The sequence below is a fragment of the Thermosynechococcus sp. genome (genome assembly GCF_046299635.1).
Classification (GTDB): Bacteria; Cyanobacteriota; Cyanobacteriia; order Thermosynechococcales; family Thermosynechococcaceae; genus Thermosynechococcus.
This window is the reverse complement of the sequence record NZ_JBKBHV010000005.1, coordinates 106,903-122,637: the sequence shown is the minus strand read 5'-3', so window position 1 is coordinate 122,637 and position 15,735 is coordinate 106,903. Positions and strand designations below refer to the sequence as shown.

Annotated in this window: 11 protein-coding genes and 2 pseudogenes; 6 read left to right on the top strand and 7 right to left on the bottom strand. The window is 53.9% G+C overall.

Annotation, left to right across the window (positions count from 1 at the left end; all coding sequences use genetic code 11):
- Positions 1 to 576 (bottom strand): annotated as a pseudogene (locus tag ACK4IR_RS03605) (hypothetical protein); the annotation flags it as partial.
- Between the two features lie 159 nt (positions 577 to 735).
- Here ACK4IR_RS03605 and ACK4IR_RS03600 point away from each other — a divergent pair.
- Positions 736 to 1,893, top strand: a complete 1,158-nt coding sequence (locus ACK4IR_RS03600; RefSeq protein WP_409872591.1) for a hypothetical protein — start codon at positions 736 to 738, stop codon at positions 1,891 to 1,893.
- 466 nt (positions 1,894 to 2,359) lie between these two features.
- Entirely contained in the window at positions 2,360 to 2,872 is a 513-nt protein-coding gene (locus tag ACK4IR_RS03595) for an inorganic diphosphatase (protein ID WP_409872600.1), read from the top strand.
- Here ACK4IR_RS03595 and ACK4IR_RS03590 read toward each other — a convergent pair.
- Positions 2,869 to 3,534 (bottom strand): annotated as a pseudogene (locus ACK4IR_RS03590) (amino acid ABC transporter ATP-binding protein); the annotation flags it as partial. The gene ACK4IR_RS03595 and the pseudogene ACK4IR_RS03590 overlap by 4 nt on opposite strands.
- Before the next feature lie 280 nt (positions 3,535 to 3,814).
- Here ACK4IR_RS03590 and topA point away from each other — a divergent pair.
- Together topA and ACK4IR_RS03580 are read left to right on the top strand one after the other, a co-directional pair.
- Positions 3,815 to 6,457, top strand: a complete 2,643-nt coding sequence (topA, locus tag ACK4IR_RS03585) for a type I DNA topoisomerase (protein WP_409872590.1) — start codon at positions 3,815 to 3,817, stop codon at positions 6,455 to 6,457.
- Positions 6,458 to 8,062, top strand: coding sequence for a B12-binding domain-containing radical SAM protein (locus ACK4IR_RS03580; RefSeq protein ID WP_409872588.1), 1,605 nt, complete (start codon positions 6,458 to 6,460; stop codon positions 8,060 to 8,062). It begins immediately after the preceding gene.
- Positions 8,063 to 8,171: 109 nt separating this feature from the next.
- Here the strand turns inward: ACK4IR_RS03580 and ACK4IR_RS03575 are convergent, their stop codons facing one another.
- From ACK4IR_RS03575 to ACK4IR_RS03555, 5 genes are all read right to left on the bottom strand, one after another.
- On the bottom strand, positions 8,172 to 8,525 hold the full coding sequence (locus ACK4IR_RS03575) for a DUF1257 domain-containing protein (protein ID WP_149819118.1): 354 nt from the start codon (positions 8,523 to 8,525) through the stop codon (positions 8,172 to 8,174).
- 120 nt (positions 8,526 to 8,645) lie between these two features.
- Positions 8,646 to 10,175: an AAA family ATPase gene (locus ACK4IR_RS03570; protein ID WP_409872586.1), complete on the bottom strand. Its 1,530-nt coding sequence runs from the start codon at positions 10,173 to 10,175 to the stop codon at positions 8,646 to 8,648.
- Positions 10,176 to 10,219: 44 nt separating this feature from the next.
- A complete protein-coding gene (locus ACK4IR_RS03565; protein ID WP_409872585.1) occupies positions 10,220 to 10,543 on the bottom strand; it encodes a ribbon-helix-helix domain-containing protein in 324 nt (107 codons plus the stop codon).
- Between the two features lie 132 nt (positions 10,544 to 10,675).
- On the bottom strand, positions 10,676 to 11,671 hold the full coding sequence (gene fmt / locus ACK4IR_RS03560) for a methionyl-tRNA formyltransferase (RefSeq protein ID WP_409872583.1): 996 nt from the start codon (positions 11,669 to 11,671) through the stop codon (positions 10,676 to 10,678).
- Between the two features lie 23 nt (positions 11,672 to 11,694).
- The gene (locus tag ACK4IR_RS03555) at positions 11,695 to 13,968 is read right to left on the bottom strand and encodes a ribonuclease R family protein (protein WP_409872581.1); all 2,274 of its coding nucleotides are present in this window, start codon (positions 13,966 to 13,968) and stop codon (positions 11,695 to 11,697) included.
- A 222-nt stretch (positions 13,969 to 14,190) separates the two neighbouring features.
- Here ACK4IR_RS03555 and acpP point away from each other — a divergent pair, with 222 nt between their 5' ends.
- Positions 14,191 to 14,436, top strand: coding sequence for an acyl carrier protein (gene acpP, locus ACK4IR_RS03550; RefSeq protein WP_409872580.1), 246 nt, complete (start codon positions 14,191 to 14,193; stop codon positions 14,434 to 14,436).
- Between the two features lie 4 nt (positions 14,437 to 14,440).
- Positions 14,441 to 15,703, top strand: coding sequence for a beta-ketoacyl-ACP synthase II (gene fabF, locus ACK4IR_RS03545; RefSeq protein WP_409872578.1), 1,263 nt, complete (start codon positions 14,441 to 14,443; stop codon positions 15,701 to 15,703).
- Positions 15,704 to 15,735 lie beyond the last annotated feature (32 nt).

Sequence of the window (15,735 nt, the reverse complement as noted above, 5' to 3'; positions counted from 1 at the left end):
GCCGATGAGGGCAAGGCGATAAAAAGCCGCTTGGGCACGGTTTTGTTCTGCGCTGGCCAAGGCCGTGAGAGCATCGGATCGCTGTTGCAGTTCGTACAGGCGTTGGAGGGCGCGATCGCGAAACCAACCTTGGAGGGTATTTTTAATCACTGTTTCCGCATCTGGTAGCAATTGTGGCGGATCTGCCCACAGACCCATCAGCACTTCTGCGCTACTGCGGGTTGCCCCCTGCGCCTCGTCAATCAGGCGTTGCCATGTGTCAAGGGCGCGATCGCGATCGCCGGCAGCGGCATAGAGGAGTCCCAACTGAAGGCGCAGGGGTTGATTTTGTAGGGTGGGAGTGGCCAAGACTTCCTCATAGGCTGTGATTGCCGCTTGTACATTCCCAACAAGGCGATCGCGGGTGGCCACATCCCCTAGCCCTTGCCATTCGCGGGCTTGCAGCGACAAATTGGTTTGCAAGAGGTTAATTTGCCCTTGGGTTTGGGGTTCGAGGTAACTCCCCACCAACGACACCGTAATCAGGGCAGCCACCACCAGATTAAGGGCAGCAAGCACCAACCGCTTTAAGGACATAGAGCAAAGCTGACAAGGGACTTGCCAAAACCTTAGCGGAAAGTGACCCGGCAGATCAATCGAGTAGATCCCTTTTTATGTAACTTTAGACACAGAGACACATTGAACTCTAGGGCGATGGTTAACAATGACTCTAACGCATCCTTGGCAATTACTTTCGTGTCTTTTGTACTACTTTTTTCTTTTCCATCTACAGCCCTGATTCAAAAATACTTTGGTGTGATAGGTATTTTGAGCTATGTGACTATTGTTGCAGTGGCGTTGTTATCTGTTCTAAAGCTCAAATTGCAAATTTTCTCTTTTGTTTCTAGGTTTTACTTGGCTATCCTTACTTGTGTGGTTGGGTTTGGCATTGGCTGCTTTTGGCTACTCTATCCACTAGAGACCACAGGTGCTTTGGGACTTGGTAGCGATCGCGATGAAGCATTGAACATTGCCTTTTGGCAACTGGTACAAGGAAAATACCCCTATTCTGCAACTACTCATCTAGGCGGACAAATAACACCACTACCCGGTGCTTTTCTCATTGCTTCACCATTCATTCTATTGGGCAACAGTGCCTATCAAAATCTCTTTTGGTTAGCAATATTTCTTCTTTTGACATCAATATATCTAGAAAGCCATGTGTCGGCTATTGTAATGCTTATATTCTTATCATTTTTATCGCCGGCATTTCAGTATGAGTATATTTCAGGGGGCGATTTGATTGCAAACAGTATCTATGTCTTAACGGCAATCTTCCTACAAATGAAAGCCCTATCCTCTAACTCACCTATTGCTAAAATCAGTGCCTGTCTTTTCACAGGTATTACTCTGACCTCTCGAAGTAATTTCCTAACCTTGCTGCCCTTACTTTTCGCTCTTTTCTGTCGCTCTGCCGGCCGGCGATCGGCTCTGACTTACTTATCGCTTTCTGTATTGTCGTTTGTATCCCTTGTCATACCATTCTATCTTGTTTCACCAAACTCCTTTCCGCCCTTTTCAGCAGGAAATAAGTTGAGTGGTCTTGAAACTACCATACCATTTCTCAGCACCGGAATTATTTCTTTGACTCTATTGACCTCTCTTTTGCTCTCAATTCGTTTGATCAGAATTTCTAAACCGAGTTTATTGCCCTCTTTTATGATTGCTTGTGCGATAGTTCAAGCTCTTCCCATGGTTGCCGCTGTTCTTTTGATGAGTATTCTCAATCAACAACTGGACTTTAGTTTTCTACATCATCGCTATGGTCTTATGTCTGTTTTCTTTGCCCTTTGGGGTCTATGGCCAAGGTTATTTAACGAAAATTATTCGAGAGTAGGCAGTTTGAGAGGCTAGAAAAAATGCTGTATTCTTCCCTCAAACGTAAAATATTTATTTCGAGAAAACAACACCGTAACACCACTTAAGGCCTTACTGGGATGAGGATCGCCGTCAGTGAACTGATTACTTAAACCAATGTGCTGCTCTTTACCCATCCTCCGCGTGACATTGCTAAAAAAGCAAAATCTTCCGGTGCATTCCTCTGCTGAGTCGTCCCCTTGGTTCTCAAGCACCTTAGCCCTTGCTGAAGCCCTCACTTTTTATCCTAAAAATCAAAATTTGCCGTAATAAGGACTAAGTGGTGAGGTGGTGAGACCTGACTTGAGTTTTCCAGAAAAACCGCTAGCCATGATTTCTAAGGATGGATAAGTTTGACCGCTCACCGTTCTGGCTTCAAGGCTCCGCTTTTGGTTGGGTGCTTGCCTCAGCGTCCTGAAATCGCTTAAATGGAGACTTGTTGCGTGGACATTATTCTATGGGGATTGATCTGAGTCGTATTCCTGCCCAGCCCAAGCCGGGGGTTGTCAATGTGCTGGTGGAAATTGCCGGCGGTAGCCGCAATAAATATGAGTTTGACAAGGAAATGAACGTCTTTGCCCTCGATCGCGTCCTCTATTCGGCAGTGACCTATCCCTATGACTATGGATTTATTCCCAATACGTTGGCGGAGGATGGCGATCCCCTCGATGGTTTAGTGATCATGGATGAGCCGACATTTCCGGGGTGCGTGATTCCTGCTCGCCCCATTGGCATGCTGGAGATGATTGACAGTGGCGATCGCGACGAGAAAATTCTCTGTGTGCCCGTTGACGATCCTCGCTATGCTGAGGTGAAATCCCTCAAGGACATTGCTCCCCACCGCCTTGAAGAAATCGCCGAGTTCTTCCGCACGTACAAGAATCTGCAAAAGAAAGTGACTGAAATTCTTGGCTGGCAGGATGTGGATGCGGTGCAGTCCCTTGTGGAAAAATGTATCAAGGCTTACAAAAGCTAGTGCCTGACCAGCACGCGCTCTAAAAAGAGGCGGGTTCGCTCCTGTTGCGGACGGCGGAACAGTTCTTGGGGCGATCCTTCCTCAATAATTTGGCCATCGGCGAGAAAGACCACACGGCAGGAGACTTCACGGGCAAACTGCATCTCGTGGGTAACCACCACCATGGTCATGGCTTCTTCCGCCAGTTGTCGCATCACTGCCAAGACATCTCCTACCAGTTCCGGGTCAAGGGCAGAGGTGGGTTCGTCAAAGAGGAGAATCTGCGGTTGCATGGCCAAGGCGCGGGCGATCGCCACCCGTTGTTGTTGTCCCCCGGAGAGTTGCCGAGGATAGGCATCTCGTTTATCCAGCAATCCCACCTTCGCCAATAAACTTTCAGCCATCTCAATCGCCGGACGGCGGGGGAGTTTGCGCACTAGGATGGGTGCCTCAATTATGTTTTGCAATACCGTCATATGAGGAAAGAGGTTAAAGCTCTGAAAGACCATGCCCACTTCACGGCGAATTCTCCTCAGTTGTTGGGGGGTGGGTGTCGGGGGTAGAGGCTGGCCGAGAATAACAATCTCTCCCGACTGGTAGCTTTCTAAGCCATTCAAGCGGCGGAGCAAGGTGCCTTTGTCGGAACCGCTAGAGCCGATGGGGGTAACCACCTCTTGGCAACGGTGAAATTAATGCCCTACAGGAGGGGGCGATCGCCAAAATACTTGTTTAGATGGCGTGTTTGGATCACGATTTCCGGGACTGCCCCATACTGAGTCATCGCCACTTCCTAAAAACCGTTATGCTGACTAAACAGATTCTCCCCATCGCCAATTAGTTAGGCTAGGGTGATCAGTAAAGGAAGTGCTTCTCCTTGCTCCCCATGATACGGTGGGAGAACACAATTCTATGATCGATCGCTAAACTTGAGAGTGCCGAAAAACCCATCCCGCAGCATCTGCTATGTCCACCCTTGTCATTGTTGAATCCCCGACCAAAGCCCGTACCATTCGCAAATTTTTGCCGCCGGACTATCGCGTGGAAGCCTCGATGGGTCATGTCCGTGATTTGCCCCGCAGTGCTGCTGATGTGCCCCCCGAACTCAAGGGGGAAGAGTGGGCAACCCTCGGGGTGAATGTTGCCGCCGGCTTTGAACCCCTCTACATTGTGCCGAAGGAGAAGCAAAAAGTTGTCAAAGATCTCAAAGCGGCGCTGAAAACGGCCGACGAACTTCTGCTGGCCACCGATGAAGACCGCGAAGGCGAAAGCATTAGTTGGCACTTGCTGCAACTGTTAGAGCCAAAGGTGCCCGTGCGGCGGATGGTCTTCCATGAAATTACCGAGGAAGCGATTCAAGAGGCACTGCGCAATTGCCGTGATGTCAATCAACAACTGGTGCGTGCCCAAGAAACGCGGCGCATCCTCGATCGCTTGGTGGGCTATACCCTATCACCCCTACTGTGGCGAAAAATTGCTCCCCATCTGTCGGCGGGGCGGGTGCAATCTGTAGCAGTACGCCTATTGGTGCAGCGGGAGCGGGAACGGCTGGCCTTCCGTAAGGGAGAATTTTGGGATCTCAAGGCCACCTTAGATCAACGGGGAACCCTCTTTCCGGCGCGGTTGGTGAGTGTTGGCGGTCAACGCTTGGCCACAGGCAACGATTTTGATCCGGCCACGGGACAGCTACGCAACCCTGAGGCAGTCTTGCTCTTAGATGAGGCGGCGGCCAATGCCCTGCGCGATCGCCTACTGACGGAAACATGGACGGTCACCGAACAAGACGAGCGTCAACAAACCCGCAAGCCCGCTCCCCCCTTTACCACCTCCACCCTGCAACAGGAGGCCAACCGCAAACTCCACCTCTCGGCGCGGGAGACGATGCGCATTGCCCAAAAGCTCTACGAAGAGGGCTATATCACCTATATGCGCACGGACTCGGTGCATCTGTCGGAGCAGGCGATCGCGGCGGCTCGCAGTTGTGTGGAAGCCATGTACGGCAAGGCCTTTTTGTCACCACAGCCGCGCCAATACACCACCAAAACCAAGGGCGCCCAAGAGGCCCACGAAGCAATCCGCCCTGCCGGTAGCCAGTTTCGCCTCCCCCAAGAGACCGGCCTTAGGGATCGGGAACTAGAACTTTATGAACTGATCTGGAAGCGCACGGTGGCCTCACAAATGGCCGATGCCCGTGTGACCCTGCTAACAGTTGCGATTACGGCAGGGGATGCCCTCTTCCGTGCCCACGGCAAACGCATTGATTTTCCGGGCTTTTTCCGTGCCTATGTGGAAGGAACCGACGATCCCGATGCCGCCCTCGAAAGCCAAGAGGTTATTCTGCCGCAAATGCAGGTGGGGGATATTCTCCGTTGCCAAGCCCTTGACAGTGCGGGTCATGAAACGCAGCCGCCACCCCGCTACACCGAAGCCAGCCTTGTTAAGACTCTGGAGCAAGCCGGTATTGGGCGCCCCAGCACCTACGCCACCATCATCAGCACAATCCAAGACCGCGAGTATGCCATTCGGCGGGGCAATGCCCTTGAACCTACGTTTACTGCCTTTGCGGTTACGGCACTGCTGGAGAAGTACTTCCCCGATTTAGTGGACATTAACTTCACCGCGCGGATGGAGCAAACCCTTGATGATATTTCCACGGGAGAGGTGCAATGGCAGCCCTACCTTGAATCTTTCTACCTTGGTGAAAATGGCCTTGAGCAGCAGGTCAAAGAGCGGGAGCGCACGATTGAGTCTACGGAAGCACGGGCGATCGCCCTGCCCGAATTGAACGCCGAAGTGGTGGTGGGTCGCTTTGGGCCTTTCCTCGTCTATCAAAACGGCAACGGCAGTCAACCGATTAAGGCCTCCTTGCCCCAAGATGCCACCCCCGGTAGCCTTACCCGCGAACAGGTGGAGCAACTCATCCGCCAAAAATTGGAAGGCCCCGACAAGTTAGGCGTGCATCCGGAGACCGGGGAACCCATCTTCTTGCTGACGGGGCGCTTTGGTCCCTATGTGCAGTTGGGAGAAGCCACCGCAACCAATCCCAAGCCCAAACGCGCCTCTCTACCCAAGGGAGTGAGTCCTGATGAAGTCACCCTTGACTTGGCAATTACCCTCTTGTCACTGCCGCGCACCTTGGGGGTTCATCCGGAAACCGGTAAACTGATTCAAGCCAATCAAGGTCGCTTTGGCCCCTACATTGTCCATGACCCTGAGGGTGCAAAGGACTATCGTTCCCTCAAGGGGGAGGATGATGTCTATACGATTACGCTGGAGCGTGCCCTAGAGCTACTGGCAACCCCCAAATCCGCTCGTGGCCGGGCCAAGAAACAGGTGCTGGCGGTCTTGGGGAAGCACCCAGCGGATGACGAGCCGGTGCAAGTCTTGGATGGCCCCTATGGCCCCTATGTCAACCACGGTAAGGTGAATGTCTCCCTGCCGGAGGGGGTGACGCCAGAGACCATCACCCTAGAGCAAGCCCTGTCCCTGTTGGCGGAAAAAGCACCGAAGAAGACCCGCCGCACTGCAACGGTCGGTGCCTCAAAAGCAACCTCAAAAAAAGCCACAAAAACTGCAAAAACCAGCCGTCGTCAGGCAACGGAGCTTTAGGTGAATTCCCCCTTTGCCGCCGAAACACTTCTCTTTGAGCGATCGCGCCCCCACCCGGAGGCTCTGCGCGTTATCTACGCCTTTCCCAATACCTACAGCGTTGGCATTACCAGCTTGGGGTATCAACTGGTGTGGGCACACCTAGCCAGCCTTAGCGATGTGGCAGTAAGCCGTCTTTTTACCGATGCGCAAGAGCCCCTGCCTCGAGATCCGGAGTTGGTGGGGTTTTCGCTTTCATGGGAATTGGACTACGGCAATCTACTGACTCTCTTGGAGCAGTTGGGCATTCCGATCCGGCAGCGCGATCGCCAGGATTGTCATCCTCTGGTCTTTGGTGGGGGAGCGGTGCTGACGGCCAATCCCGAACCCTTTGCCGATTTTTTCGATGTCATTTTGCTGGGGGATGCCGAACCACTTCTAGAGCCGTTTCTGACAACAATGGCACAGGTGCGCACCGCCCCGCGATCGCACCAATTGGAAGCCCTTGCCCAAGTGCCCGGCCTCTATGTCCCCAGTCTCTATGCGGTCAGTTATGCCGGTGCCACCGGTGCAATTCGGGCAATTGAACCTCTAAAGCCTACGGTGCCCGCCACGGTGGCCAAACAAGTGCATCGCGGCAATACCCTTGCTGCCTCCACGGTGGTCACCCCTCTTGCCGCTTGGGAAAAGATCTACATGGTAGAGGTGGTGCGCAGTTGTCCAGAGCTATGTCGCTTTTGCTTGGCCAGCTATTTGACCTTGCCCTTTCGCACCCCCAGCCTAGAAACCCTCGTTCCTGCCATTGAGCGGGGGCTGGCGGTGACCGATCGCCTAGGGCTTTTGGGAGCCTCGATTACCCAACATCCCGAATTCCCCGCCCTGATGGAGCATCTCAGCCAACCGCAATTTGACCACGTGCGGCTCAGCCTTGCCTCCGTGCGCACCAATACGGTCACGGAATCCCTCGCCCAACTGTTGAGTCGGCGCGGTAGTCAATCGCTGACGATCGCCATTGAAACGGGGTCTGAGCGCCTGCGCCAAGTAATTAACAAAAAGCTAGATACCGCGGAGATTCTGGCTGCGGCGAGCCATGCCCAAGCCGGTGGCCTCAAGGGGCTGAAGTTCTATGGCATGGTGGGACTGCCCACAGAAACCGATGCCGATGTGGCAGCCACGGTGGATCTCTTTCGCCAATTGAAAAAAATAGCGCCGCGACTGCGACTCACCCTAGGCTGTAGTACCTTTGTGCCCAAAGCCCATACCCCCTTTCAGTGGTGGGGTGTCCAACCGGTGGCCGAAAAGCGTCTCAAGTTCCTGAAGAAAGAATTGGGGAAATTGGGGGTAGAGTTTCGCCCTGAATCCTATAACGATTCGTTGATTCAAGCTTTAATTTCGCGGGGCGATCGCCGGCTGGCTCCCCTGCTGGAACGGGTGCGTCACTACGGTACCTCTTTAGGCAGTTATCGCCGGGCATTTAAGGAACTGCGGGGACAGTTGCCCGCCTTTGAGACCTATGTCACTGCCAATTGGTCAGAAGAGACTATCCTACCGTGGCAGCATCTGGAGAGTGGCCTGCCCACCAAAACTCTACAACATCATCTGAAGCGGGCGATCGCCAGTTCATGAGTACAACATGAATACAAATTGAGATAAAAAAGAGGCTGACCCCTAGGGAGCCAGCCAGCAGATTACTTGGGAACGCGCGCTAGACCGTACAAAGCAATTGGCAACAGGATTAGCTATGCACCACAAGCTTGACGTTGGCGTTCTGAAGGCCAGGACGCTTCACCTCAGCCAAGGTTTTGTTGATGGCATATTTTTGGTTGATCGAGTTGATCAGCTCGGTTTGGTTGTGTTTTTTGGCCACACCCCAGAGATCAGCAATCAGATCAAAGGTGCCATCAGCGTTGCGAGACCAGCCCAGATCATACTCGCCATCGAGGACAGCGACGATGTCAGAGCGAACACGTTGGCCGTTGTAGCCACGCACATCGGCATTGGTTTTCACCGTAATGCCCAGATCCCGCAGGGACGCTTTCAAGATTTCAGCATCGGTAATTTTCGTACGTAGGGTGCTGAAGTGAGACATGTGGATTTCCTCCAGATTGAGACAGAAACATTGGACTGAATGAACCACAATTTATGGCGAACCAAACCCCTGTGGTCGGGTCTTTCTCCCATCTGCTCAGGGCAGACAGAAGGAAGCTTGTCAGAACTCCAGTCGCTGGTATTCAGCCACTGAAGCAGCCGCCGGACGCGCCCGTTGGCGTGCCCAATCGCGAAGTGCCGTGACCTGCTCTTGCATTGTCTTGGAAAGGGGTTGAGTAGCACGGCTTGCGGCAATAATGTCTAACTGCGTAAACTCACGCCCTTGAGCAAAGGCTTCATACATCGCAGCAATGATGGCCTGCTCAATCTCAGCACCGGAAAAGCCATCACAGATATTGGCCAATTGCTCTAGGTCAAAGCGATCGATCTCGCGGCGGCGCTTGGTGAGATGAATGCGAAAAATTTCCTTGCGCTCCTCAGCATTGGGCAAATCCACAAAGAAAATTTCATCAAAGCGACCTTTGCGCAAAAATTCACCCGGCAGCCGTTCAACGCGGTTGGCCGTCGCCAAGACAAAGACGGGAGACTTTTTCTCCTGCATCCAAGTCAGGAAGGAGCCAAAGATACGACTTGAGGTACCGCCATCGGAGTCTGAGGAACCCGCCCCGCCGGCAAAGGCTTTGTCCATTTCATCAATAAAGAGAATGGCAGGGGAAATGGATTCAGCGGTTTTCAGGGCATTGCGCAAATTTGCTTCGGAGCGCCCCACCATTGAACCGTCATAGACCCGCCCCATATCAAGGCGCAGCAGAGGCAAGCCCCAAAGGCGAGAGGTAGTTTTGGCAATGAGGGTCTTCCCACAGCCGGGAACCCCCAAAATCAACATCCCCTTGGGTTGGGGGAGACCGTATTCACGAGCCTTTTCACTAAAGGCATTGGCGCGTTGGCGCAACCAGACTTTGAGTTCCTCTAGACCGCCGACTGAATCAATGGTTTCATCCACTTCCATGTATTCGAGGATGCCGTTGCGGCGAATAAGTTGCTTTTTCTCAGAGAGGATAATGTCCACCTCGGCTTCGGTGAGGCGACCAGCCGTCACTTTGGCTTTGCGAAAGACTTTTTCGGCTTCATCTCGTGTCAGGCCAAGGGTGGCTTTGACGAGTTTTTCGCGTGCTTCTGGAGTGAGGCGGCGGTTGCGGGGATCCAGTTGCTCCCCAAGAACTTCATCCAGTTCATTAATGCTGGGTAGAGGGTAGTCAACGACAACGATTTCTTTTTCCAGTTCAACGGGAATTCGCTGCGCCGCTTCGGGGGACATAAGAATAATCGTTTTGTGGCTGCTCTTGAAACTGGCGATCGCGTCCCGTAAAGAACGAGTCACAGGGGGCGAATCAATGAAGGGGTGCAAATCCTTGAAGACGTAGATGCCCGGCTCCCGTTGGTGAACGACCCATTGAATGGCAGCTTCCGGTGAAACGGTGTTGTGGTGACTATTGTTGCGGGGATGGCCATACTCGACCATACCGTGGGTCACCGTCCAGATGTAGAGCCTGCGGGGAGACCGCCCTTGAGGCCCTACTTGATTTTGGGCAATGGTGGCGATCGCCTGCTCAGCCCGCTCTTCCTCAGAGGTCAGGAGGTAGATCAACGGATATTGGGCTTGGATTAGGATACTCAACTCTTCTTGCACGGCAATCACCTCCTTTTTTCAAGGCTGACCCGACACCCCCACCACTAGCGGGCAGACACCAACTCAACGGAGAGTGAGGGAACACTGAGGCTATCGTCATCAATGACAGTGGGCTGATTAACCAAGGCCGTTAGCTCATCCCCCCGTAGGACAAGGGCAGTGGCGCACTCTGGGCAATGATAGACCCGATGCACATTGCCATGCTTTTGCTCGGCATACTCCGCTAAGACCTCTGGGTGAGCCAGCAAAAACTCAATGGCACGTTCAGCAAGGGTGGACATCGTTTCCTGTTCGACCACAGCGGCAATCTTTAGCTGGCGGTGTACATCGGGGGACAGATACAAAGTAACCTTTTGCTTATCTTCCATAGGGGTTAGAGACGTACCTAGGTATGTGTGCCAGTGTAGTGAGCCGCTCCAAGGGGTGTCAAGGTCAAATGCTGTTAAAACGGCAAAATCGTAACATTTAGTTACACTAGCCCCCTTCTGCTTAAGGCTTAGTTACAGAAGGGACGACATCCCCCCGAATTGGGTGGCGATCGCCAGCCGCATCCCGTTGACAAAATCCCATCCCGATTGCGCCTTGCGGCCACTCAATTGGACTTGACTCAGCAGCAGGCGACCCTTGCCCGTCTGTACCACTGGCCCCCATCCCTTAATCAACTCCACCACGGTACTGGGGGCGGAGGATGCCTCAGGCGCCCCGACAAAAGGCTGTAAGGGTTCGGGTAATTCGGCGGCAACTTCGGGTACTAACGGCCACGTTTGCAGCAGTTTCAAAGGTGTGTCTTGCCACTGGGTATAGGCATGGGGATAAAAGGCGCGCACTTGGTTGTGGAGAGCTAGAGCCGATCGCCCCCAATCAATGGCATAGTCGCTTTTTTGAATGAGGGGGGCATAGGTGGCCTCAGCCTCGTTTTGGGGTTCGGGGTGAAACTGCCCCAATTGCTGTAGGGTTTCTAGCAGCAGACCAGCACCGATGTGGCTGAGCTTGGTACTGAGGGTAGCGGCGTTATCCCCTAACTGAATGCTCACTTTTCGCTTGAGGAGCATAGGGCCTGTGTCCATCCCGGCATCCATAAGCATTGTCGTCACCCCGGTTTCCCGTTCGCCGTGGTAGAGGGCCCACTGAATCGGAGCAGCACCGCGATACTTGGGCAGCAGTGAGCCGTGGATGTTGATGCAGCCGTAACGGGGTATCTCAAGGAGCGACTGAGGCAGGATTTGACCGTAGGCAACAACGACAAAAACATCGGCGGCCAGCGATCGCAAGGTCGCAGCCAGCTCTGGATCTCGACGCAAACGTTCGGGTTGCCAAACCGCTAAGCCGTGATTAAGGGCTAAGGCCTTAACCGGCGAAGGAGACAATTGGCTGCCCCGTCCCCGCCGGCGATCGGGCTGGGTGACCACCCCCAACACTTGATAGGTCGCTGTTTCCAAAAGCCGTTGTAGCGGGGCAAGGGCAAATTCTGGTGTGCCAAAATAGACGACTTTCAACCGGTGCGCACTCCCTTGCTGATTTAGAGATTCTCAGGGACGTCGTCCTCAGGAGGGGTGAGGGCTTCCCCACCGTCGCTGGTGCCGTTGAGATCTTCTTCCGTCGCTTGGGAGCCACCACTAATCACCGCTAAGTCCACTTGCTGGCGGTAGGAGTCGACATTTTTAATCAGGACTTCAACGCGATCGCCCAAGCGGTAACGCAATCGATTGCGCCGACCCGTCAAGGTTTGGGCAGGGGCGCGGTATTCATACCAGTCATCCTTGAGAGAGCTGACATGGACTAGCCCCTCAACGTTAAAGTCAATCAGTTCAACAAAGAAGCCATAGGACTGCACCCCAGTAATAATACCGGGACGCACTTCGCCGATACAAGCTTGGACTTGGCGTACCCGTTGCAGCCCCACCAAATCTTTCCAGGCCGTGTAGGTTTGCCGCTCCCGCTCTTGGAGATGGGGGACTAATTCGCTAAGCAGGGCGTCAACTTCCCGCTGGGTATCGGTAGTGAAGACCGGCCAATTCACCTGCTCCAAGCAACCCGAGTCACCGAGATTGACACGCTCTTTTGCCCGTGGCCCGCGGCGATCGCGCCCTTCCGTCAGGAGAATATGCAAAATGCGCTGATTGACAATGTCAGTGTAGCGTTGTAGGGGCGAGCAAAAATGGGCATACCCCTCCCCACTGGCCAAACTAAAGTGGGGCAGTGCCACAGCAGAATCGCTGGCGGGTTTGAGTTTATCGAGCAAGAGTTCCTGCAACACGGCTGCCAGATCCGCAGTAGCCAACTGCGCCATAAAGCGCTGACAGTCGCGGGGCGTCACCTGCGAGGAATTGTTTAGACTCAAGGGCAAGTTCAGATTTTGGCAGAGCTTGAGAAAATCCTGCACTGCATAGAGTTCGGGCACAGGCTGCGTACGGTAGAGGGCGGGTACTCCCAACTTCGCCAAATGACGGGCAAGGAGTTCATTGGCAAGGATCACTAAGCTTGTCCAAGGGGTGACCCTCGGTAAGGGAATGGCAGGGGCGAGCCCCTCATCGGCATAGGCAAGACTCAAAGCATCCGCTGGGGTGACTTCAATGCTGCCCCGTGCCTGTCGCTGCTGACTCACGGCATTGGCAAGGTGAATTAGGGCACGCAACCAATCCCCCGAACTATCCCCCAGCGCAAGGGTCGCGGCCACCTGCTCACTGTTGACACAGGCATCGACGCGGATACGACTGCGGTAAATTCTGTAGGACTGAACCTCACCGCCATTGTTGATCACAATTAGCAGTGAAATGGCGGCGCGATCGCCCCCCGGCAACAAGCGTAGCCTCTCCAATTCCTGCGGCAATAGGGGCAAACTCAGTTCAGGCGTTGCAAGGGTCATGCCCTGACGGCGAGCAGTGCGATCCAGCAGTTCATCGCGGGGGAGCAATCCCCCCACATCGCTAATGTGAATCCCCAACTGCCAAAGATTGAGATCTAGAGGATCAACGCGGTCGAGGGAAAAGGCCACTTGGGGTTCTTGGCCGGGAGCCACTAAGGTAATGGTGACCAGTTCTCGCAAGTCTTGGCGATCGCTCAAATCCCAAGTTTCCAACTGGGCATTCAAGGTGGCTGCTGCTGTCCGCAGGGCTGGACTAAATTGGCGGGCAAGGTTGTGTTTGCAGCAAATCAAGTCAAGAACCGGTGCCGATTGGGCATCCCTTCCGAGGATCTGGCCAATTTCCCCCGTGGGTAGGTAGCCCCCCAAGGGATAGCGGCGAATGTTCACATGCACCAGTTGATCCACTACGGTGGACAGATCCGGTACTAAGTCATTCGGCTCAAGGGCAATTTCAAAGAGCAGGCGATCGTCAAGGGGAGTGGCCCGAAAACCATCTTCGGTCTGTTTGACCCGAGCAATCACCGAGGGATTTCCCCGCTCAAGGATCAGTTTTACTTCCCCCTCTGGAGATTTCTTGCGGCGGCCTTCACGGGTGACCCGCACCAGCACGCGATCGCCATTCCAAGCGGTACTGAGCTGATGCTCGCGCACAAAGATATCTTCGGCGCCCTCGGTATCTTGAATGGCAAAGCAAAAGCCCTTGCTGGAGCAGCGCAGCCGCCCTTCAATCAAGCCATCATCATTGGCACGGCGATACTTACCCCGTTCTTTGATGAGCAGGCCAATGCGCTCTAGGGCATCAAGGGCAATTTCTAGTTCTCGCTGGCTCTCAGGATCGTCACAGCCGAGTTTTTTTTCGAGAACCTTGGGGGCAACAAATTTATCTTCGCTAAAGTTAGCAAGCAGACTGGCAATCGTAAAATGCATCGGCAACTCGGTGAAGAGAGGGCAACAGTGGATGTAGCGTTCTTTGATGTCAAGTATCCAAAGTGTAGCTTATCACAGTTGCAGCAGTGTCTTAGGGGATCCCCAATCTGTCCTATAATTATGGCGCGTTGATTCTGGGCACGAAACATCCTAGATTTGAGGAATGGCGATCGCCCGCATCAATTACTGTTCTCAATCGTTGTCCATCCAGTTAAGGCATCTATGAATCAATCTGAAATTCTCGAAAAAGTAAAAGCCATTGTTGCCGATCAACTCAGTGTTGATGCAGAAAAAGTTGTGCCCGAAGCGAGTTTTGCTGAGGATCTCAATGCCGACTCCCTCGACTCTGTGGAGCTGATCATGGCACTCGAGGAGGCCTTTGGTGTGGATATTCCCGATGAAGAGGCCGAAAAACTGAAAACAGTCCAAGATGTCCTTGACTTTATCAACAGTAAGGTAGCTGCGTAGATCCATGGCAAAGGCGCACCAAAAACGGGTCGTTGTCACGGGGATGGGGGCAATTACCCCCCTCGGCAACACCCTTGCGGAGTATTGGGAAGGGTTAATGGCCGGTCGCAACGGCATTGATTACATCACGGCCTTTGATGCCAGTCGCCATGACTGCCGCATTGCGGGTGAGGTGCGGGGCTTTGATCCCACCCTCTACATGGATCGCAAAGATGCCAAGCGCATGGATCGCTTTGCCCAATTTGCCGTGGCTGCCAGTAAGCAAGCCCTTGCAGATGCCCAATTGACGATTGACGAGGGCAATGCCACCGACATTGGCATCATTATTGGTACCGGTGTGGGGGGGATCAAGGTGATGGAAGATCAGCAGGAGATCTATCTCACCAAGGGACCGGATCGCTGTAGTCCGTTTATGATCCCGATGATGATTGCCAATATGGCCGCAGGACTCACGGCGATTCACACGGGTGCTAAGGGGCCAAATTCCTGTGCTGTGACCGCCTGTGCAGCGGGTTCCAATGCCATTGGCGATGCCTTCCGCATGGTGCAACACGGCTATGCCAAGGCGATGATCTGTGGTGGCACAGAGGCGGCCATTACCCCCCTCTCGGTGGCTGGTTTTGCGGCAGCCCGTGCCCTTTCCACCCGCAACGATGACCCCCAGCATGCCAGTCGCCCTTTTGACCTCAACCGCGATGGCTTTGTCCTTGGGGAAGGGGCAGGCATCTTGATCCTTGAAGAATTGGAATTTGCCCTTGCGCGGGGGGCACGCATCTATGCCGAAATGGTGGGCTATGGTTTGACGTGTGATGCCTACCACATGACTGCTCCCTCACCGGGGGGCGAAGGGGCTGCCCGTGCCATTGAAGCCTGCCTCAAGGATGGCGAGATTGCCCCCGATCAGGTGAGCTATATCAATGCCCACGGCACCAGTACTCCCGCCAATGACAGTACGGAGACCGCCGCCATCAAGCGCGCCCTTGGTGAGGAGAATGCCCGTCGCGTTCCTGTGAGTTCGACAAAATCCATGACGGGACATCTGCTGGGGGGGTCAGGGGGCATTGAGGCGATCGCCACGGTGATGGCGGTTGCCCACGATCGCATCCCCCCTACAATTAACTTGGAGCAACCGGATCCCGCCTGCGATCTGGACTATGTTCCCCACCACAGCCGGGCTTGTCCGGTGACGGTGGCTTTGTCCAACTCCTTTGGCTTTGGTGGGCACAACGTGACGTTGGCCTTCCGCAAATACACTCCCGATCGTTAACTTCTGCTGCAAACCTAATTAGAGAGAGAAAG